Source organism: Leclercia sp. GHBNCSD (assembly GCF_055805075.1).
On record NZ_JBQVYO010000001.1, the window covers coordinates 4,222,217 to 4,241,794 of the forward strand.

The 19,578-nt window shown below is 58.9% G+C and carries 17 protein-coding genes and 2 pseudogenes; 13 read left to right on the top strand and 6 right to left on the bottom strand.

Annotated elements, in window-relative coordinates:
* Window positions 1–45 precede the first annotated feature (45 nt).
* Entirely contained in the window at window positions 46–1,107 is a 1,062-nt protein-coding gene (gene yncE, locus ACT3IC_RS20170; RefSeq protein ID WP_114314888.1) for a 7-bladed beta-propeller protein YncE, read from the top strand.
* 419 nt (window positions 1,108–1,526) lie between these two features.
* Here the strand turns inward: yncE and ACT3IC_RS20175 are convergent, their stop codons facing one another.
* Complete coding sequence (locus ACT3IC_RS20175) at window positions 1,527–2,126, bottom strand: TetR/AcrR family transcriptional regulator (RefSeq protein WP_473478813.1); 600 nt, start codon at window positions 2,124–2,126, stop codon at window positions 1,527–1,529.
* 127 nt (window positions 2,127–2,253) lie between these two features.
* Between ACT3IC_RS20175 and ACT3IC_RS20180 the strand changes: the two genes are divergently transcribed.
* Window positions 2,254–2,655, top strand: coding sequence for a RidA family protein (locus tag ACT3IC_RS20180; RefSeq protein ID WP_103179686.1), 402 nt, complete (start codon window positions 2,254–2,256; stop codon window positions 2,653–2,655).
* A gap of 54 nt (window positions 2,656–2,709) precedes the next feature.
* On the opposite strand, the gene ansP is transcribed toward ACT3IC_RS20180, so the two are convergent.
* Window positions 2,710–4,206, bottom strand: coding sequence for an L-asparagine permease (ansP, locus tag ACT3IC_RS20185; RefSeq protein ID WP_159339348.1), 1,497 nt, complete (start codon window positions 4,204–4,206; stop codon window positions 2,710–2,712).
* Window positions 4,207–4,496: 290 nt separating this feature from the next.
* Between ansP and ACT3IC_RS20190 the strand changes: the two are divergent.
* Window positions 4,497–4,595 (top strand): annotated as a pseudogene (locus ACT3IC_RS20190) ((R)-mandelonitrile lyase); the annotation flags it as partial.
* On the opposite strand, the gene ACT3IC_RS20195 reads toward ACT3IC_RS20190, so the two are convergent.
* The 4 genes from ACT3IC_RS20195 to ACT3IC_RS20210 all read right to left on the bottom strand — a co-directional run bounded on the left by ACT3IC_RS20195 (window position 4,567) and on the right by ACT3IC_RS20210 (window position 10,188).
* Window positions 4,567–5,874 carry an HdeD family acid-resistance protein gene (locus ACT3IC_RS20195; protein WP_473478816.1) on the bottom strand — a complete coding sequence of 436 codons (1,308 nt, stop codon included), beginning with the start codon at window positions 5,872–5,874 and terminating at the stop codon, window positions 4,567–4,569. The pseudogene ACT3IC_RS20190 and the gene ACT3IC_RS20195 overlap by 29 nt on opposite strands.
* 2 nt (window positions 5,875–5,876) lie before the next feature.
* On the bottom strand, window positions 5,877–7,124 hold the full coding sequence (locus tag ACT3IC_RS20200; RefSeq protein WP_473478819.1) for an MASE1 domain-containing protein: 1,248 nt from the start codon (window positions 7,122–7,124) through the stop codon (window positions 5,877–5,879).
* A 136-nt stretch (window positions 7,125–7,260) separates the two neighbouring features.
* On the bottom strand, window positions 7,261–8,505 hold the full coding sequence (locus ACT3IC_RS20205) for an MFS transporter (RefSeq protein ID WP_473478822.1): 1,245 nt from the start codon (window positions 8,503–8,505) through the stop codon (window positions 7,261–7,263).
* A 147-nt stretch (window positions 8,506–8,652) separates the two neighbouring features.
* A complete protein-coding gene (locus ACT3IC_RS20210; protein WP_473478825.1) occupies window positions 8,653–10,188 on the bottom strand; it encodes a methyl-accepting chemotaxis protein in 1,536 nt (511 codons plus the stop codon).
* Between the two features lie 346 nt (window positions 10,189–10,534).
* On the opposite strand from ACT3IC_RS20210, the gene ACT3IC_RS20215 reads away from it, so the two are divergent.
* The 10 genes and pseudogenes from ACT3IC_RS20215 to pptA all read left to right on the top strand — a co-directional run.
* Entirely contained in the window at window positions 10,535–11,074 is a 540-nt protein-coding gene (locus tag ACT3IC_RS20215) for a P-loop NTPase family protein (protein ID WP_103179681.1), read from the top strand.
* Window positions 11,075–11,184: 110 nt separating this feature from the next.
* Entirely contained in the window at window positions 11,185–12,180 is a 996-nt protein-coding gene (locus ACT3IC_RS20220) for an LLM class flavin-dependent oxidoreductase (protein ID WP_103179680.1), read from the top strand.
* The gene (locus tag ACT3IC_RS20225; protein ID WP_103179679.1) at window positions 12,177–13,298 is read left to right on the top strand and encodes an amidohydrolase; all 1,122 of its coding nucleotides are present in this window, start codon (window positions 12,177–12,179) and stop codon (window positions 13,296–13,298) included. The genes ACT3IC_RS20220 and ACT3IC_RS20225 overlap by 4 nt, the downstream gene beginning before the upstream one ends.
* 15 nt (window positions 13,299–13,313) lie before the next feature.
* A pseudogene (locus tag ACT3IC_RS20230) lies at window positions 13,314–15,574 on the top strand (NtaA/DmoA family FMN-dependent monooxygenase).
* 9 nt (window positions 15,575–15,583) lie between these two features.
* A complete protein-coding gene (locus tag ACT3IC_RS20235) occupies window positions 15,584–16,093 on the top strand; it encodes a GNAT family N-acetyltransferase (RefSeq protein ID WP_473478830.1) in 510 nt (169 codons plus the stop codon).
* 9 nt (window positions 16,094–16,102) lie between these two features.
* On the top strand, window positions 16,103–17,026 hold the full coding sequence (locus tag ACT3IC_RS20240; protein ID WP_263950800.1) for an amino acid ABC transporter permease: 924 nt from the start codon (window positions 16,103–16,105) through the stop codon (window positions 17,024–17,026).
* On the top strand, window positions 17,010–17,783 hold the full coding sequence (locus tag ACT3IC_RS20245; RefSeq protein ID WP_103179674.1) for an amino acid ABC transporter ATP-binding protein: 774 nt from the start codon (window positions 17,010–17,012) through the stop codon (window positions 17,781–17,783). Before ACT3IC_RS20240 ends, ACT3IC_RS20245 begins: the two co-directional genes overlap by 17 nt.
* A gap of 9 nt (window positions 17,784–17,792) precedes the next feature.
* Window positions 17,793–18,680, top strand: a complete 888-nt coding sequence (locus tag ACT3IC_RS20250) for a transporter substrate-binding domain-containing protein (RefSeq protein WP_473478834.1) — start codon at window positions 17,793–17,795, stop codon at window positions 18,678–18,680.
* Window positions 18,681–18,723: 43 nt separating this feature from the next.
* On the top strand, window positions 18,724–19,344 hold the full coding sequence (locus ACT3IC_RS20255; RefSeq protein WP_103822023.1) for a glutathione S-transferase family protein: 621 nt from the start codon (window positions 18,724–18,726) through the stop codon (window positions 19,342–19,344).
* A gap of 32 nt (window positions 19,345–19,376) precedes the next feature.
* Window positions 19,377–19,578, top strand: a 202-nt coding sequence (gene pptA, locus ACT3IC_RS20260) for a tautomerase PptA (RefSeq protein WP_473478837.1), incomplete at its 3' end; no start/stop codon positions are given.

Below are 19,578 nucleotides of genomic sequence, written 5' to 3' on the forward strand. Positions count from 1 at the left end.
GCCGGAAGCGATGTCAGCGGTACCATTTACTCGAAGGGAGTTGTTATGAATTTACGTCACCTGTGCTCGCCGCGTCTGCGTAGCTCACTGCTGTTGGGGTCTTTGCTGGTAGCCGGTTCTTTTAATGTTCATGCCGCAGAAGAGATGCTGCGTAAAGCGGTGGGCAAAGGCGCATATGAAATGGCCGTCAGCCAGCAGGAAAATGCTCTATGGGTTGCCACCACCCAGAGCCGCAAAATGGATAAAGGTGGGGTGGTCTACCGCCTCGATCCGCTGACACTGGAAGTGACGCAGGCCATTCATAGCGACCTGAAGCCGTTTGGCGCCACCATCAATAACGCCACCCAGACCCTGTGGTTTGGCAATACCACCAACAGCGCGGTAACGGCTATTGATGCCAAAACCGGTGACGTGAAGGGCCGTCTGGTGCTTGACGATCGTAAGCGCAGCGAGACTGTGAAACCGCTGCAACCGCGTGAGTTGGTGGCGGATGACACCACGAACACTGTCTATATCACCGGTATCGGCAAAGAGAGCGTGATTTGGGTGGTGGACGGCGAAACGCTGAAGCTGAAAGAGACCATCACCGGCACCGGCAAATTCAGCACCGGTCTGGCGCTGGATGCCCAGGCGAAGCGTCTCTACACCACCAACGGCGACGGCGAGCTGGTGACCATCGACACCGCGACCCACAAAATCATCGCGCGTAAGAAGCTGCAGGACGACGGGAAAGAGCACTTCTACCTGAACCTGAGCCTGGATGTTAAGGGCCAGCGTGCGTTCATCACCGACTCTAAACAGCCGGAAGTGCTGGTTGTCTCCCTGAAAGATGGCAGCATCATCAGCAAGGTGGCAGCCCCGGAATCCCTGGCGGTGCTGTTTAACCCGGCCCGGGACGAAGCCTACGTCACCCACCGTGAAGCGGGCAAGGTGAGCGTGATTGACGCCAAAACCTACAAAGTGACCAAAACGCACGACACGCCGACCTTCCCGAACAGCCTGGCGCTCTCCGCCGACGGCAAAACCCTGTACGTGACGGTGAAGCAGAAGTCGACCCGCCAGCAGGAAGCCACCCAGCCGGATGATGTGATCCGTATCGCGCTGTAAGGTTGGTTATGCCGCCCGATGGATGTTAAACCCCAGGCCCGCGCAAGCGCAGCGCCGCCGGTCAACGAGGACAAGAGCGGTCTTTATGCTGGGTGGCGGCTGCACCTTACCCGGCCTACCAACGGCCAAACCGTCGGCCCGCGCAAGCGCAGCGCCGCCGGGCAATGAGGACGAGTACGGTCTTTATGCCGGGTGGCGGCTGCGCCTTACCCGGCCTACGAATGTATGCGGGTTTTGTAGGCCCGCGCAAGCGCAGCGCCGCCGGGCAACGAGGACGGGTACGGTCTTTATGCCGGGTGGCGGCTGCGCCTTACCCGGCCTACCAACGGCCAAACCGTAGGCCCGCGCAAGCGCAGCGCCGCCGGGCAATGAGGACGAGTGCGGTCTTCATGCCGGGTGGCGGCTGCGCCTTACCCGGCCTACGGAGCAGGGCGCTGGCACAGGCCGCTTGCCAGGTGCGTAAACACCTTAATAATGTCCGGCAGCGCCTTCTGCGGGTCCTGGCTGGCGGCGATCCACAGCGCGGCATTCATGGCGGCGCTGTTTAACATATAGGCTGCACTGCCCGCATCCACAGGCTTAATCACACCGCGTTCGAGCATCTTCAGGATGGTCTGGCGCGTGGATTCAAGGCAGCTCAACTGACCGGGCCACTGGGCGGGATCGCCGAGAAAAGCAGGGCCATCAAGCAGCACGATGCGTCGCACCTCCGGATCAAGCGCCATTTTGATATAGGCGATCCCCTCCGCCAGCAGTCTTTCCCAGTCATCTTCCACCCCGGCGGCCTCAGCCTTCGCACGCTGCGCCATATCTCGATCTATCTGGTCGACAACGGCGGCGAGCAACCCCTTTTTATCACCAAAATTGTGGTACAGCGCCCCGCGGGTAAGGCCGACGCTTGCGGTTAATTCATCCATGGATGCGGCGGCAAAGCCGTTTTCCGCAAAGGCTTTCCGTGCAGCCATCAGCAGTTTTGCACGGTTCTCTTCCATCGTTTCGCTGCGGCGTCTGGCAACCATAAGCTCTCCAATTTCATTTGACATACGCGGCGTATGTGATATTAATTTCACATACGCCGCGTATATTAAATCATCTTTACGCGCTGCGCGTTGCCTTTTCCAACGTTAATACAATACAGGATACCTTATGATTCAGCGCGAACCGGTTTTCCCCGCCAACCGTCATGCTCTTTATGAAGCACACGGTTATTCTGCCGCCATCCGTTCCGGCGATTTGCTGTTTGTTTCGGGTCAGGTGGGAAGCCGCGCCGATGGCACCCCCGAGCCCGATTTCGCCGCTCAGGTGCAGCTTGCGTTTGATAATCTGAAAGCGACCCTTGCCGCGGCGGGGTGTACCTTTGACGATCTGATTGATGTGACAACCTTCCACACCGATCCTGAGAATCAGTTCCCAACGATCATGCAGGTCAAACAGGCGATTTTCCCGCAGGCCCCTTATCCGAACTGGACCGCCGTTGGTGTCACCTGGCTTGCCGGATTTGATTTCGAAATTAAGGTCATCGCGCGCATTCCTGCTCCGGTTGCGTAGGTTCCGGGGCAAAAAAAAGGGAAGGCATCTGCCTTCCCTTTTTTATTGAAGCGATTAACGCGCGGTCTCTTCCACCAGCGGAGCGTCATGCTTCTCTTCATCCGGGTGCTTTGGCGCGGTGCTGTGGACCGCATGCACGCGCTTGCGCACACCAAACCAACCCGCAACCAGCAGAACCGCCAGCAGCGGGATGGTGGCGATGGTGTAGGTGCCGTTCGGGTAGTCAAACGCCATCAGCACCAGCACGCTGAACAGGAACAGCAGGGTCAGCCAGGAGGTGACCGGCGCGCCCGGCATTCTGAAGCTTACCGGGGCGGCGGTGCCTTCTTTGATCGCCTTACGCAGACGCATCTGGCACACCACGATGAAGGCCCAGGAGGCGATAATGCCCAGCGCCGCAACGTTTAAGACGATCTCAAAGACCTGGGACGGCACCAGATAGTTCAGGAATACGCCGAAGACGTAGACCACCAGCGTCGCCAGAATGCCCGCATAGGGCACCTGCTGTTTGCTCATTTTCGACATAAACTGCGGCGCAGAGCCGCCCATCGACATGGAGCGCAGAATACGCCCGGTGGAGTAAAGGCCGGAGTTCAGGCTGGAGAGCGCCGCGGTCAGCACCACGATATTCATGATGCTGCCCACGTACGGCACGCCGAGCTTCGAGAAGAAGGTCACGAACGGGCTCTGGCCCGCCTGATAGGCGTTCCATGGCAGGAGCAGAACCAGCAGCACCACGGAGCCGACATAGAAGAGGCCGATACGCCAGATCACGCTGTTGATCGCTTTGGGTACCGTTTTCTCCGGCTCTTTACATTCGCCCGCCGCGGTGCCCACCAGTTCAATGGAGGCAAAGGCGAACACCACGCCCTGGACCAGCACCAGGGCAGGCAGCAGGCCGTGCGGGAAGAAGCCGCCGTTATCGGTGATCAGGTGGAAGCCGGTCATGTTGCCATCCAGCGTTTTACCGCTGCCGAGGAACACGGTGCCCACTACCAGGAAGATGACGATCGCCAGCACTTTTACCAGCGCAAACCAGAACTCCATCTCAGCGAACCACTTCACGCCGATCATGTTCATGGTGCCGACAATCGCCAGCGCGCCAAGGGCAAACACCCACTGCGGCACATCGCCAAACGCGCCCCAGTAGTGCATATAGAGGGCCACGGCGGTGATATCCACGATCCCGGTCATCGCCCAGTTTACAAAGTACATCCAGCCCGCCACGTAAGCGGCTTTCTCACCGAGAAACTCGCGAGCGTAAGAGACAAAGCTGCCGCTGGACGGACGGTGTAACACCAGCTCGCCAAGCGCACGCAGAATAAAGAAGGAGAAGATCCCGCACACCAGATAGACCAGTGCCAGAGCCGGGCCAGCCATCTGCAGACGTGCGCCTGCACCTAAAAACAGCCCGGTACCGATAGCGCCGCCGATGGCAATCATCTGCACCTGACGGTTGCCCATCGCCTTGTGATAGCCCTCTTCGTGGGCGTTCAACCAGCGACGTTTCGCAGCGTGATGATCGGCTGCGCTTTTATTGCTTGTTTTCATTGAGTTACCTGTTTGCCTGTCTGAATCAAGAACATCGTGTCCATAACCGGCGCTAGGCAATACAAACGATTGCTCTCGCGCGGAAATATTCTGCCTTTCCAGTCATTCTGCGTATGGATAAGGCAAAACATGGCGAAGCATCCTACCTGCAATTAATAAACGACGCAAAAAATAACGGCGTGAAAGTGATGCAGATGGAATGATTATTTGCGTCCAACTGGATGCGGATTACCTGTTCCTGAACGATAAACGCCCAGGCATACAGACCACATGTGTGGCAGGCGCATAATGAGGCCGCGATGACCCATATCGCCATCGTCGAAGCGGTGAACGGCAGCCCGGTGGACTGGCTGGAGAAAGTCACCGACGAGCACTATCCGCAGATGTAGAAAATCTGTTTTTGATAAACGCGATCAGCGAAACGCCATTGGGATGCACGATGGCGTGCAGCGCCCGGGTATAGTCCAGCACCAGCCCGGGCGTCCAGGCCATATTGGTGGCGCGTTTGCGCAGCTGCGCGGCGATCCACAGCTCCGGAATGAGCAGCAGCCGCAAAAAACCGCCCCGGGTACAGCGCTCTTTCAACACGCCATCCAGAGCCGCTTCAAGGGCATACGCCACGCTGCTGGAGCAGTTGCGCCAGGTGAGGTTATAGGTTTCGGTCTGGCGGTACTGCGTCCAGAAACTGTTAAGCGACGCCGCATTAAAAATGGAGAAGTGGATTTTGCGGTTAGACTCGCACCAGATCCCCGCCTCATAGCGATAGTCAGGTTGGTATTTCCCCGCCACGGTATTCGCTTCCACCGCTTTGAGCAGATTAAAAAACTCGGAGGGGGAACGGTCGATCTCCGCTGCCGGATAGAGGCTGATGTAGAGGTGGGGAGGGCACTCCAGCGCCGCATGGCCGGTGGATATCACCCCGTTGGCATCCACGGCGGCGATATAGCGGTTAATGACCGGGCGCGGCAGGGTCTGCTGTTTTGCCGATCCTTCCGGGGTCCAGACATGCACAATCAGCTGATTGCCCGGCGTGTTTGTCACGGTGGGGGGCAGCGCCTCGCGCGGGGCGGGGATCAACGTCTGCGGGGCGAGTATATCAAACACCGAGCGGCCATGACGGACCTGCCGCATCCGCAGGGAGAGGAGCACCGACTGCACCCCGCCGGTGAGCATGACCATGCCGATAAACTGCGAGACGGTGCCATCATGCTGCGTTGGAAAGGGCAGGAACAGAAAAATGGCGAACAGGATCTGTGCCACCCCGGCGAGCAGCGCTCGCCGCCAGTGGGTAAAACGCACCACCACGGCAGAGGCGATGGTGAACAGGCCGGTAATGAAGTACGCCAGCCCAAAGACGATGGCCAGCGCCAGCGTGCCGTCGTGGCGTCCGGATAAAATCAACATGGCGATGAGCAGGAACAGGCCGCCCTTGAAGTAAAAGATGCCGCGCTGGGTTCCTTTCGCCGCCGACCCCAATGTCAGGGATACCAGACTGTCGAGCAGCAGAAACAGGCCAAAGATATGCAGCGGAAAGTGCAGCCCGCCCTGCAAGCCATCGATAAAAATGGCCAGCCCAAGCCCGCCCCAGAGCACGCCTGCCAGCATAAAGTAAGGTGCCGCTTTACGGACAAATGTCGCACCGGCGAGCAAAAAGGCGATCTGCAGCATCGTTAAACCTCCTCCTGCGGCGTGGTCTGGAACAGGCTTCCTCTCTCGCCGGACCAGAAGGCGACAATTACCGGGCGATCCTTATCCGCCATCAGCAGCATATTGCGCTCTGTTATCGATAGCGGTGGGCGGTCCGCCAGCGCCAGGCTGAAACGAAAGGGCTCGGTTACGGGCTGACCCTGCGCCACCGCCTGCCAGCGGGCAACCATCTGTTGCTTCTGCTTTGCATCGGGAACCCGGGCGAGCAGGGCTTCCCGGCTGGTGAGAGGGGCTAATACGGCACTGAGGCGCGGGTCGGCATGAGACTCCCAGACCAGACGACCGCTTTCAGGATCCAAAGAGTACGCCACGCCCTGAAAACGGCCATCCCCTGGACGGTGTGTTTTCTGGGCGCGGATAAAGACGAGCAGCAGGGCGGCCGCGGAAAGGTAGCACTGTGCCAGCAATATCGACTCTTCCGGCATCAGGCGGGCAAAATAGAAGGGGCCGGTCTCCCGCCATGAGGCGTAGATAACCACCGCGCTAAAGAGAATAAAGGCCAGCGACGCCAGACGATTACCGCACACCACGGTGGTTGCAGTCAGCAGGATCAACGGCAGGCAGGCGAGGGAGTAAATCAGGGCGATATTGTCGCCGCGATCGGGCACATCGCTAAAGATGAACAGGGTCGCCAGCAGTATTGCAAACACTAAACAGACCCCGAACAGCGACTCGCGCCGCGCTGCTTTATCCCCCGGGGCCAGCAGGCCCATCAGCGGCGGGGTGACAAACAGCGTGCCGGTGACGTTGGCGCCCCAGGCGAGCCAGAACCAGCTCATCTGAAGGGTGCCGGCAAGAGAAGAGAGCCAGATCGCCCCTGCGAGCGCGTTCAGGGTACTGAAGACGACCGTGGCAATCGTCCAGGTGACGATCTTATGCAGCCGATCGTAATTCCGTGAAAAGTAATGCACCGACCAGGCAATCCCCAGATGGCTGGTCAGTGAAAACGCCCCCAGCGCCAGGGAGACGTGAAAAGTATGGTGAAAGGTGAGCCCCAGCACCAGACGGGCAATAAACAGAACCAGCCACAGCGCGAGCCATTGCTTTTTTGGACTCAGCAGAAAGGCGGTGACGGCAACACCTGAAGGTAGCCAGATAAAAGCCGTCCGGATGTCGGGGCCGTCGAGACAGAGCGACAGCCATCCCAGGAGATAGTAGAGGGCACCCCAGGCGAGTAAGGAATACGCTGACGTCAGTTTCGCTGCTTTCATCCAGGCTCCCGGCGGCGGTTATCGCTTTAAAAAGATATGACCTTTTCGCCGGGTTAGCCATTTTTGCGGTGATCGGTAAGGCGTATTAGTCAAACCCCCGATCTCATGTCTTGCACCCGATATTCACGCGTGTTGTTCAAATATCAGAGTGCTGTTCTGCCTTTTTGGGGGATGGGCGTCGGAGAGACAGCAATACGGCAGCTAATGTCAGTAACGGAATACCGTGAAAAATGACAATAACCAGCGCGGGGGTAAACCAGATATAGAATGGCACGACAATTAACATACCCACGCCAAATCCGGTCATCTGTAGCAGCGTCATCAGGCTAAAAACAGGCAACCGTAATGATTCAGGCTCGCGTTGAATACGCGAGATCAGACTGACGTCCGCCAGACCATCTCCCACTCCGGCCACTGCGATAAACAGCAGTGCCAGCGGAAGGGCTGTCTGTTGAAAGGTAAAGATAAAACCAAGGGACATAAACGCCACGCCATAAAAAAACAGCCGATCTGTACGCATCTCGCAGCGCACTAACAGGTAGTTTGCCAGACGCGCCCCGGCGAATTTTCCACTGGCCCAGACTGCCAGCAAAAGACCCATTGTTTTCCCGGCTAATGCGGGTGTAAAAAGCGCAGAAATGATGGGAAAGCCTACGTTATGGGCAGCACTGCCCAGGGTATCGGCCATGGTTACCAGCAACATGCCTGCTAACAGCGGAGCCGTCCGCAGCCCTGTGACCAGATTACGCCACTCTTTACGCTGCTGTGTTGACTCATCAGCAACAGGCTGCACCAAAAAGCGTAACGGCAGTACGCACAAACCCGCCACCAGATAAGTCACAATATTCGCAGCAAACACAATCTCGTAGCCGCTGGTCGCCAGAAGAATACCGGATACAAGGCTTCCCGTCACCGCCCCCGTCGCAGAGGCAGAGGTTAACCAGGCGTTTGTGGATACACGTCGGGACTCATCAATCCACAAGGGCAGCTGACTGTTAAGCCCGATAGCGAACATCGAATTTCCCAGTCCAATACCCAGTGCAATCAAAGGCAAGATATAAAGCTGAGTCGCCGCAGGCAAAATTAACAGCGAGGCTAACAGCGCAGCGCGTATTACATCAAAAGCCACTAAAGGCAGACGGCCATGAAAGCGGCGAAAAAAAGGCACACCGACAGCACTTGCAATGATGCCTCCTGTCACCCGGCAGGCCAGAAAGATACTCACATGCGTTACGCTCTGGCTCAGCAAATAGACATAGGTGGACAGCACCACCATATTCAGGAAAGCACCAAAATCAGAGATAAACCTGGCCGTAATGATTAAGCCGCTATTTCTGGCGGAACGGGTATTCACTCTTTCGTCTGGCAGTCTATCACTCATTCAGGTTGCCCTTGTGGAAAACAGCGACAGGTATCTGTCTGATTATGCATGGTTTAACATATTCTTAACCCAGATGCGCTTTCCATCAAGTCATCTTCAGTTGGCGTGCGACCACCGTCTGTTTTTTATCGTCTTACCCCATCACTTTTAGCCGCCAAACACCGCAATCGCCTGTTGCAGGCGGGTGGTGCGCTGGGTGAGGTGGTTGGCCGCCTGAGTGACATGCTCGACCATCCCGGTATTGTTATGGGTCATTACCCCGATACGGGAGATGGACTCATTAATCAGGCTCAGGGCCTGGGTCTGCTCCTGGGTAGCATGTCCTATCTCCTTAATAAGCGATGACATATTCAGTACGTTGCCAATCATGGTGGTCAGCTGCGCTTCGGTCTGCGCTACCATATCCACCCCGGCATTGACGCTGGCGACGTTTTTCTCGATAAGCGCGGCGATCTCCTTTGCCGCTGACGCCGAGTGCTGGGCCAGATTACGCACCTCGGCGGCCACCACCGCAAAACCGCGTCCGGCTTCTCCGGCGCGGGCCGCTTCTACCGCGGCATTGAGCGCCAGAATATTGGTCTGGAAGGCGATCCGGTCGATCACTGCGATAATATCGACGATCTGACCGTTATCCTTTGATACCGACTGCATCACGCCGATGGTTTGCTTCATCACGGCTTCGCCACGGTACGCGCTGGCGCTGGTCTGGTCCGCCATCTGAATAGCCTGCTCTGCTGTTTCTGCGGTCTGCTGAACCGCGCTGGCTATCTCTTCCACCGCCGCGGCCGTCTGCTGGAGATCGTCCGCCGTCTCTTCGGATCGCGCCTGCAGGGCATCGCCTTCCTTCGCCACCTGCTGGCTGATAGCGCGAATGCCGCTGATTTGCGTTCCCACATCATCCACCAGCGAATTGAGGTTTAAGCCGGACTGGTTAACCAGTCGCATCATTAAGCCTATTTCGTCGACACGTTCAAAATGGGTAGAGTCCGTTTTGCGCCCGGAAACCACGCACTGCATCTTTTTGACGATGGTTTTTAACGGGCGACAAATCTGGGCATTAAGAAACAACCCCAGCAAAATAAAGAGGAGCCCCAGCGCCGCAATTTGAATTAATCCGCCGGGGAGAGATAAAGAAACGGCAAAGGCGAGCAGGGCGGTTATCCCAAGGGAGTAATTAATCCGTTTTGCCGTGCTGAGACGTTTGAAAAGCGAGAGAAAGGAAAATAGTCCCCGGCGAACCAGCACCCCTTTATAAAAGCGGTGGCCTTTTACCTGATTATTACGCACCCGCTCATAGAGCGCTTCACTGGCATCAATCTCATGGCGCGCGGGAATATTGCGCACCGAGATATAGCCGGTAAGCATGTCATTCTGATAAACCGGCGTCACGTTGGCGCGCACCCAGTAGTGATCCCCGTTGTGACGGCGGTTCTTCACCAGTCCCGTCCAGCTTTCACCCGCTTGCAGGGTAAACCACATATCGGCAAACGCCTCTGCGGGCATATCCGGATGGCGGATCACATTATGAGGTTCACCAATAAGATGTTCTTCTTTATAACCGCTGGCATCAATAAAGGCCGAGTTCGCGTAAGTAATATGGCTCTGGATATCGGTGGTCGACATTAAGGTCGAGCCTTCGTTAAGCAAATACTCGTTTTGTGTAACGTGATTGTTACGCCTCATAAATTACTCCAGGCTGATGTCTGCGTAAATAAAAGCCACCCAAAAAAGATTCAGGTAAGGTTGTATATTATTTTAAATAGTCCGGACGGCGTATTCTCCACAAATTCCCGATAATTAGAAAGTATCGCCATTAACTATTTTTTATTGGTTATGGGTGGCGCGCGTAATAAAAATGTCATCAACAAGGAGAAAAGGTTGGGGGTGGCGGGGAATAAATTGACTTAAGCCAAATATAAAGAAAGTAATGGATACCTGACCGAAACCGGACTCTTCGAAATAGCGTTTCATTAACAATGATAAAACATTATCATGGTTGACCACGGTTATCCGCTTAACAGGTGAGACGATGAAAATTAATATTATTGGCACCAGCGGCAGCGGCAAGAGCACGCTCGCCCGCCGGATCGCCACTGAACTGGCGCTGCCCTGTATCGAAATGGATACCCTCTACTGGCTCCCGGAGTGGCAGGGTACCCCGGACGATGTTCTCTTTGCGAAACTGGAAGCCGCCCTCAGCGCGACACCTGGCTGGGTGCTGGACGGCAACTATAACCGCACCCGGCCCCTGAAATGGCGCGACGTGGATCTGGTGGTATGGGTGGATTACGGCCTGGCCCGCACCCTGCGTCAGGCGGTGACGCGGGCGGTAAAACGCGCCTGGACGCAGCAGGAGCTGTGGCCCGGCACCGGCAACCGGGAGAGCTTTCGCCGCTCCTTTTTCAGCCGCGAGTCGATCCTGCTCTGGACGCTTAAAACCTGGCGCAGCAACCGGGCGCGCTACGAGGCGGATATGCGCAACCCCTCTTATGCCCATATCCGCTTCGTCCGTATTACCACCCGACAACAGGCCGAAGCGCTGCTCGCGGAGCTACGTGCAGCGCGCTAACCCGCCGCGGTATTTCTGAAATATGGCAAACCAAATGTAAATTAATTGTTTCTCAGCGGTGAAATCGCCCCTTAATAATGGCGACATGTTTAGTCAAACGAGATTGCAACATGTCCTGGCGAATCAGCATTCTGGATAAAAGTCCTGTCGCAGAACACGAAACGGCCGCCGATGCGCTGGCCCGCACCCTGAGCCTGGCGCAGCAGGCGGAGACGCTGGGTTATCACCGCTTCTGGATTGCCGAACACCACAACACCCCGCAACTGGCGAGCCCGTCCCCGGAGCTGCTGATTGCCTGGATCCTCGGGCAGACCCGGCGCATTCGCGTCGGCTCCGGCGGGGTCATGCTGCAACACTACAGCCCCTACAAAGTGGCGGAAAACTTCAACCTGCTGGCGGCGATTGCCCCAGGGCGTGTGGATCTGGGCGTCGGCAAGGCGCCCGGCGGGCTGCCGCTGTCGACCCGGGCATTACAGCTCGGCCTCAGCCAGCAGGAGAAGGGCGATTTCGCCGCACAGCTGGCGCAGCTGGATGGCTGGATCAACCCAGGTTCAGAGGAGGAGGCGGTGCGTGCCACCCCGCGGCCGCAGGTGCCTGCCGCCGGTTTTCTGCTCGGTGCCAGCGTGGAGAGCGCGCGTCTCGCCGCCCGTCTCAACTGGGACTTTGTCTTTGCCGCCCATCTGAATGGTGACCCCGAACTTCTGCGTGAGGTCATTGAGACCTGGCGCGCCCACAGCGCCCGGGAGGTCATTGTCGCGGTGCAGGCCATCGTTGCCCCCACACAGGCGCAGGCCGGGGCGCTGGCAAGCGCAGTAGAAGTATGGGGCGTTGAGCTGGCCAACGGCCAGCGGGTGACCGTCGCCAGCGAAGAGCAGGCCTACGCCTTTGCCCGCCAGGCGAACAGCGAGCCGCTGCGCATCGCCCGTCGCGCCCAGTCCCTGCTGGTGGGCACTGCGGAGTCGGTGCTGGAACAGCTGGAGGCGTTGCATCAGCAGTGGGGCATTGACGAGTTCATCATCGATACCCCGGTGGCTGACGGCGCTGCGCGGGTGCAGTCCCTGCGCCTGCTGGCCCAGGCCCGACAGCAACGGGAGGTGGCGGCATGAGCCTGGAGCAACAGCTGATCGCCTGGCGCCGCGAGCTGCACCAGAACCCGGAGCTTTCCGGCGAGGAGGTAGAAACCACCGCTCGCCTGCGCCAGTGGCTGGGTGATGCCGGGATCGCCATCCTTCCCTATGATCTGCAAACCGGCGTGGTCGCCGAGGTGGGGAGGGGTGAAAAACAGATTGCCCTGCGCGCCGATATCGACGCCCTGCCGATTGAGGAGCGCAGCGGGGTGGCGTTCACCTCTCAGCGTGCCGGGGTGATGCACGCCTGCGGCCACGACATACACACCAGCGTGATCCTCGGCGCCGCCTTGCAGCTGAAAGCCCGGGAAGAGGCGCTCAATGGCCGGGTGCGGATCCTGTTCCAACCCGCGGAGGAGAACTTTGGCGGCGCCAAAAGCCTGGTGCGCGCCGGGGCCCTGCGCGACGTCAGCGCCATCTTCGGCATGCATAACGAACCCGGTTTACCGGTCGGACACTTTGCCACCCGCGGCGGCCCGTTTTACGCCAACGTTGATCGCTTCGTGTTGCGCATTACCGGTAAAGGCGCTCACGCCGCCCGTCCTCATGAAGGTCACGACGCCATCGTGACCGCCAGTCAGCTGGTGACGGCCCTGCAAAGCGTTGCCAGCCGCAACGTCAACACCCTCGACTCGGTGGTACTGAGCGTGACGCGCATTACCGGGGGAAACACCTGGAACGTGCTGCCGGAGCACGTCGAGCTGGAAGGGACCCTGCGCACCCATCGCACCGAAGTGCAGCAGAACGTGAAGGCCCGGGTAGCTGAGATCGCCGCCGGATTCGCCAGCGCCTTTAATGCGCAGATCGATATCACCTGGTATGCCGGGCCTACCGCGCTGGTCAACGACGCCACCTGGGCCGAGTTTGCCACCTCGGTGGCGCGGGAAACTGGCTACGAGACGCAGCAGGCGGAGCTACACATGGGCGGGGAGGATTTCGCCGTCTACCTCCAGCAGATCCCCGGCGCCTTCGTCAGCATTGGCAGCGCCAGCCCCTATGGATTGCATCATCCGGCTTTTAACCCGGACGAAGCCCTCATCGCACCCGCCGCGCGCTATTTCGCCCGGCTTGCAGAAAAAGCACTGAATCAACTTTAAGGGGAAGGAGTCACTATGACCGCAACACGACAGCTGCGTCTGGGCACGATATTGCATGGCGCGTCGGGGAATATGTCGGCCTGGCGCCACCCGGCAGCAATCGCCGATGCCAGCATCAATTTTGATTTCGTCAAAGAGACGGCCCTGAAGGCCGAAGCGGGCAAGCTCGACTTTATCTTTGTCGCGGATGGCCTCTACATCAACGAGAAGTCGATCCCGCACTTCCTCAACCGCTTTGAGCCCCTGACCGTGCTGTCGGCGCTGGCGACCGTCACCTCCCGACTGGGGCTGGTGGGGACATTATCCACCTCCTACAGCGAGCCGTTCACCGTGGCGCGCCAGTTCGCCAGCCTCGATCACCTGAGCCATGGCCGGGCGGGCTGGAACGTGGTCACCTCGCCGCTGGAGGGGTCAGCAAAAAATTTCTCCCGGGATAAGCACCCGGAGCACGCCCTGCGTTACCGGATTGCCGACGAATATCTCGACGTGGTGAAAGGGCTGTGGGACTCCTGGGAGGGCGACGCCTTTGTGCGTAACAAAGAGACCGGGCAGTTCTTCGATCCGCAAAAGCTGCACACCCTCGATCACCACGGGGATTTCTTTAAGGTGGCCGGGCCGCTGAATATTGGCCGCACACCGCAGGGCAGGCCGATTGTCTTCCAGGCCGGCGCCTCGGACGATGGCAAAAGGCTGGCGGCGAAACATGCCGACGCCATCTTTACCCACCATGACACCTTTGATGAGGCCCGGGCGTTCTGGCACGACGTGAAAAGCCAGCTTAAACAGCATGGCCGTCGCGAGGACGAACTGCACATCTTCCAGGGGGTAAGCGTCATCGTCGGGAAAGACAGTGACGATGTGGAGCAGCAGTACCAGACCACCGCCGCGCTGGTCTCCATCAACGATGCCCTGAACTATCTTGGCCGCTACTTTGAGCATCACGATTTCAGCCAGTATCCGCTGGATGAAGCCTTCCCGGACATTGGCGAGCTGGGCAAAAACAGCTTCCGCAGTACCACCGATGAGATCAAGCGCAACGCCCGGGAGCGCAACTTAACCCTGCGTCAGGTGGCGCTGGAAGCCGCCTCGCCGCGCCCGCGTTTTTCCGGCACCCCGGAGCAGGTGGCCGATGGGTTACAGCAGTGGTTTGAAGGCCATGCGGCGGATGGCTTCATTATTCAGGGCGGCACGCCGGACACCTTCCCGCGCTTTGTTGACCAGGTGGTGCCGCTGTTGCAGGCGCGCGGCCTGTTCCGCACTGAATACCCCGGCACCACCCTGCGCGAGAGCCTGGGTTTAGCGCAGCCCGTTAATCAGTTCACAAAACAATAAGAGAACCTGCCATGAAAAAATCATCGCTTATTCTGGCGCTCGCGCTGGCCTTTACCCCTGCCGTCTGGGCAGAGAACGTCACAATTAACGGCACCGGGGTGAGCCTCGAGGCCAATAAAACGCCGATCAACACGGCAAAAAATCCCCAGGCCATCGCCCAGTTGCCCGCCAGTTTTAAACCGGTGGTACCGGGAAAATTCACCGTAGCGATTGCAGGCCTGAGCCAGCCGCCGCTGACGGTCTTCGCCGATGACAACAAAACGCTGATTGGCAGCGAGGCGGATATCGCCCGTCTGGTGGCCGACAGCCTCGGTCTGGAGCTGAACGTGGTGCCCACCTCCTGGGAAGACTGGCCGCTGGGGGTCTCCTCCGGGAAATACGACGCGGCGATCAGCAACATCACCGTGACTAAAGCGCGCAAAGAGAAGTTCGATTTCGCCACCTACCGGAAAGATTCGCTGGGCTTCTACGTCAAATCCACCAGCCCGATCAAGAAACTTGAGCAGGCTGAGGATATCGTCGGGCTGCGGATCATTGTGGGCTCCGGCACCAACCAGGAGGCGATCCTGCTGGCGTGGGATGCGGAGAACCAGAAGAAGGGGCTGAAGCCGTTCACCCCCATCTACACCAAAGACGAAGCCGCCCAGACCCTGGCGTTACAGTCCGGTCGCGCGGACGCTTACTTTGGCCCGAACGTGATCGGCGCATGGAAAGCGGCCCTGAACGGGAAAACCAAACTCGTGGGCAGCGTGGACGGCGGCTGGCCGAAAGCGGCGCACATCGCCGTCACCCTGAAAAAAGGCAGTGGCCTGGCAGAGCCGGTGCAGACCGCGCTCAACGGCGTGATCAAGAACGGCGACTACGACAAGGTACTGAACCGCTGGGGTGAAGGGGTGGAGCGCATCCCGTACTCCGAAGTTAACCCGGCTGGTCTTGGCGACTAAGGAGATCCTATGAGCGACCTTTTTCGTGACGTTTCACCGGAGGATGCCGATCTTCAGCCCATTATTAACGGGCTGTTCGGTGAATACGCGGCGCGCTACGGGGACTACTTCTCTAAAGATACCGAGGTGGAACTGACCGAGTGGTATCTGCCGCCCCAGGGGCTGTTTATCGTGCTGGAGCGCGACGGAAAGATTATCGCCACCGGGGCCTACAAGCCTTTCGATGCCCGAACCGCCGAGATCAAACGTATCTGGACCGACAAATCCCTGCGCCAGCAGGGGCTTGCCGCCCGGGTGGTGCAGGAGCTGGAGCGCCGGGCGCGGCTTGCCGGTTACAGCCAGATCTATCTCACCACCGGCTTCCGCCAGCCGGAAGCGGTGCGGCTCTACCTGAGCCAGGGCTACGCGGCGCAGTTCGATCTTAACCGCGACCCGGAAGAGTACAGCCAGCCGCCGTTTGACGGACGGCTGCGCTTCACCAAAACGCTGGTACGCGAAGCGTTCAGCAAATCAGCTTGAGGAACGACGATGAACAACGTTGAAACCATCAAAGTGGTCCCGGCGCGCTATCCGCTGCGCACGGTGGGGGCGATTGTGGCGCTGTTTGTGCTGGCGGTGGTCATTCAGTCGGTCGCCTTTAACCCCCGCTGGGAGTGGAGCGTGTTTGCCCGCTGGTTCTTCGACCCGGTGATCCTCGAGGGGGTGGGGCAGACATTGCTCCTGACGCTGATCGGGACCCTCCTTAGCGTGGTGTTTGGCGGCGTGCTGGCCCTGGCGCGGCTCTCCTCCTCGTGGCTGTTGAGCAGCCTCGCCTGGGGGTACATCTGGCTCTTCCGCTCCCTGCCGCTGATTGTGGTGCTGATCGTTCTCTACAACTTCTCCTATCTCTACGACAGGCTGTCGCTCGGCGTGCCGTTTACCGGCATCACCTGGGGCAGCTTTGAAACTATCAACGTGCTGGGGCAGTTCTCTACGGCGGTGGTCGGGCTGACGCTGGTGCAGAGCGCCTATACCGCGGAGATCATTCGCGGCGGCTTTTTAGGGGTCGATCACGGCCAGTATGAAGCGGCAGCGGCGCTGGGCTTACCGGCCTCACGCCGTACCCTGCGTATCATTCTGCCGCAGGCGCTGCGCACCATTTTGCCTTCCGGGTTCAACGAAATCATCAGCCTCGCCAAGGGCACAGCGATGGTCTACGTCCTGGCGATGCCGGAGCTGTTCTACACCATCCAGATGATCTACAACCGCACCCAGGAGGTGATCCCGCTGCTGATGGTCGGTGCCGTCTGGTATCTGGCGATCACCACCGTGCTGTCTGCCATTCAGCACCTGGTTGAGCGAGGCCTGGCCCGCAGCGAGCGCCGCTCGGCAGTGAACAGCTCCCGCGCCACCCGCACCCGTTCAGTCACCACTCCAACCACACAGGAGCCCGTCCATGCCAGCCTCTCCTGAAGGACATATTTCCATTACCGGTGTGAGCAAGTTCTTTGGCCGCCACAAGGCGCTGGATAACGTCTCGCTGGAGATCCCGCCCGGCTCGGTAACGGTGATCCTCGGCCCGTCCGGCTCGGGTAAATCGACCCTGCTGCGCACCATTAACCACCTGGAGCGGGTCGATGAGGGCTTTATTCAGATTGACGGGGATTACATCGGCTATCGCCGGGAGGGCAATACGCTATACGAGCTGAAAGAGAAGGCGATCCTCAAACAGCGGGTCAATGTCGGCTACGTGTTCCAGAACTTCAACCTGTTCCCGCATCTGACGGTGCTGGAGAATCTGATCGAAGCGCCCATCGCCCACAAACAGCTGAGCCGTAAAGAGGCCATCGAGCGGGCTTACGAACTGCTGGACGTGGTGGGGCTGCGGGATAAAGCCGACGCCTGGTCGCGTCATCTTTCTGGCGGGCAGCAGCAGCGCATCGCCATTGCCCGGGCGCTGGCGTTGCGTCCGCGGGTGATCCTGTTTGATGAACCCACCTCGGCGCTGGACCCCGAACTCGTTGGCGAGGTGCTGGATGTGATCAAAAAGCTGGCCCGCTCCGGCACTACGCTGGTGGTGGTGACCCATGAGATCGGCTTCGCCCGGGAAGTGGCGGACCAGGTGGTGTTTATGGTCGACGGCAAAATCGTGGAGCAGGGCAGCAGCGACGAGGTGCTGAACCGACCGTCCCACGCCCGAACGCGGCAGTTCCTGTCCAAAGTGCTGTAAGGAGTGAAGATGAAAAAGGGCGTACTGGCGTTACTCATGGTGGCATCCACAAGCCACGCCGCGATTGATTTACAGGCCAACGAACAGCCACTGCCGGTGACGGTGGACAAGCAGGCGGTGGCGAAGATCCCGGCTAACTATAAATTTGTCGAACCGGGCACCCTGACGGTGGCCATTTCGGCGCTCAACTCCCCGCCGCTGGCGCTGCTGGCCAGCGACAACCGCACCCGCATCGGCAGCGACCCGGATATCGCCCGATTGCTGGCGGGCAGCCTCGGCCTGAAGCTGAAGCTGGTACCGACGGCGTGGGAGGACTGGCCGCTGGGCATCACCTCCGGGCGTTACGACGTGGCGCTGGTGAACATTGCGGTGACCGAGCAGCGTAAAGAGAAGTTTGATTTTGCCACCTATCGCGTCGATAACCTGGCCTTCTCGGTAAAATCCACCAGCGAGGTGCAATCGATTAAAAGCGCCGCCGATCTCTCAGGCAAAAAGGTGATTGTCGGCTCCGGCACTAACCAGGAGCGCATTCTGCTGGGCTGGAACAAGGAGAACAAAAGCGCCGGGCGAGAGCCTGCGCTGCCGGTCTATCTGACCGACGACGCCTCCGGCAATCTCTATATCCAGTCCGGCAGGGCGGATGTCTTCTTCGGCCCGCAGTCGGTCTCGGCTTACAAAGCGGCGCTGACCGGCAAAACCCGGGTGGTGGGCTTAGGGCCGAAGAAGGCGTATGTGGCGACCACGACTAAAAAGGGGAACGGGCTGGTGTATGCCTTACAGGCCGCCCTCGACGGGGCGATCCAGCGGGGAGAGTACCAGAAAGTGCTGGCGCGCTGGGCGGAGCAGGGCGAAGCGGTAACGCAGTCGGAGGTCAATCCGCCAGGCATCACCTACTGATGCTGCTCTACACTTAGGGTTTTGACCCTGAAGTGGAGCGATCATGATCAAAGTGTATGGCGTACCGGGCTGGGGTTCAGCCATCAGTGAGGTGATGCTGACCCTCGCCGACATTCCGTATCAGTTTATCAACGTCGACGGGTTCGATAAGCCGGGGGCAACCCGTGAGCTGCTGGAAAAACTCAACCCGCTCTGTCAGGTGCCAACCCTCGAGCTGGAAAACGGCGAAATCATGACGGAAACGGCGGCGATTGCGCTGATGATCCTCGATCGTTGCCCGGATCTTGCGCCTCCGGTTGGACGCGCGGAGCGCCAGCAGTTTCAGCGCCTGCTGATCTGGCTGGTAGCCAACGTCTATCCCACCTTTACCTATGCCGACTACCCGGAGCGCTGGGCACCTGACGCCCCGGAACAGCTACAGCAAAACTGCCGTGAATACCGGAAATCGCTCTACCTGTGGCTGGATAATCACCTCAAAGCCACGCCATACGCCTTTGGCGAGCAAATCACGCTGGTGGACTGCTACCTGTGCGTGATGCGTACCTGGGGACCACGTCCGGACTGGTTCGCTGCCAATACCCCGAAGATCACGGCCATCGCCGATAGCGTGTGCAAGCTCCCGAAACTGCACAAGGTGCTAAAAGACAACACTATTCTCTGCTAGTCTGGAATGCTCATTCAAAAGGAGCCCTGCACATGCCACACGTTGATATCAAATGTTTCCCGCGCGACCTGAACGACGAGCAAAAAACCACCCTGGCGGCGGATATCGCCGAGGTGATTACCCGTCATCTGAACAGTAAAGATCGCGCCATTTCCGTAGCCCTGAACGAGGTCGCAGAAGCGGACTGGAAAGCGCAGGTCTGGGACAGGGAGATTGAGCCGAAGCTGGATGAGT

Bases quoted from the DNA above. Each gene is read 5' to 3' on its own strand.
- ACT3IC_RS20220 (WP_103179680.1), top strand. From the start codon at position 11,185: ATGTCCTGGCGAATCAGCATTCTGGATAAAAGTCCTGTCGCAGAACAC.
- ACT3IC_RS20250 (WP_473478834.1), top strand. From the start codon at position 17,793: ATGAAAAAGGGCGTACTGGCGTTACTCATGGTGGCATCCACAAGCCAC.
- ACT3IC_RS20200 (WP_473478819.1), bottom strand. From the start codon at position 7,124: ATGAAAGCAGCGAAACTGACGTCAGCGTATTCCTTACTCGCCTGGGGT.
- ACT3IC_RS20235 (WP_473478830.1), top strand. From the start codon at position 15,584: ATGAGCGACCTTTTTCGTGACGTTTCACCGGAGGATGCCGATCTTCAG.
- ACT3IC_RS20210 (WP_473478825.1), bottom strand. From the start codon at position 10,188: ATGAGGCGTAACAATCACGTTACACAAAACGAGTATTTGCTTAACGAA.
- ansP (WP_159339348.1), bottom strand. From the start codon at position 4,206: ATGAAAACAAGCAATAAAAGCGCAGCCGATCATCACGCTGCGAAACGT.
- ACT3IC_RS20195 (WP_473478816.1), bottom strand. From the start codon at position 5,874: ATGCTGCAGATCGCCTTTTTGCTCGCCGGTGCGACATTTGTCCGTAAA.
- ACT3IC_RS20205 (WP_473478822.1), bottom strand. From the start codon at position 8,505: ATGAGTGATAGACTGCCAGACGAAAGAGTGAATACCCGTTCCGCCAGA.
- ACT3IC_RS20245 (WP_103179674.1), top strand. From the start codon at position 17,010: ATGCCAGCCTCTCCTGAAGGACATATTTCCATTACCGGTGTGAGCAAG.
- ACT3IC_RS20180 (WP_103179686.1), top strand. From the start codon at position 2,254: ATGATTCAGCGCGAACCGGTTTTCCCCGCCAACCGTCATGCTCTTTAT.
- ACT3IC_RS20240 (WP_263950800.1), top strand. From the start codon at position 16,103: ATGAACAACGTTGAAACCATCAAAGTGGTCCCGGCGCGCTATCCGCTG.
- ACT3IC_RS20175 (WP_473478813.1), bottom strand. From the start codon at position 2,126: ATGGTTGCCAGACGCCGCAGCGAAACGATGGAAGAGAACCGTGCAAAA.
- yncE (WP_114314888.1), top strand. From the start codon at position 46: ATGAATTTACGTCACCTGTGCTCGCCGCGTCTGCGTAGCTCACTGCTG.
- ACT3IC_RS20255 (WP_103822023.1), top strand. From the start codon at position 18,724: ATGATCAAAGTGTATGGCGTACCGGGCTGGGGTTCAGCCATCAGTGAG.
- ACT3IC_RS20215 (WP_103179681.1), top strand. From the start codon at position 10,535: ATGAAAATTAATATTATTGGCACCAGCGGCAGCGGCAAGAGCACGCTC.
- ACT3IC_RS20225 (WP_103179679.1), top strand. From the start codon at position 12,177: ATGAGCCTGGAGCAACAGCTGATCGCCTGGCGCCGCGAGCTGCACCAG.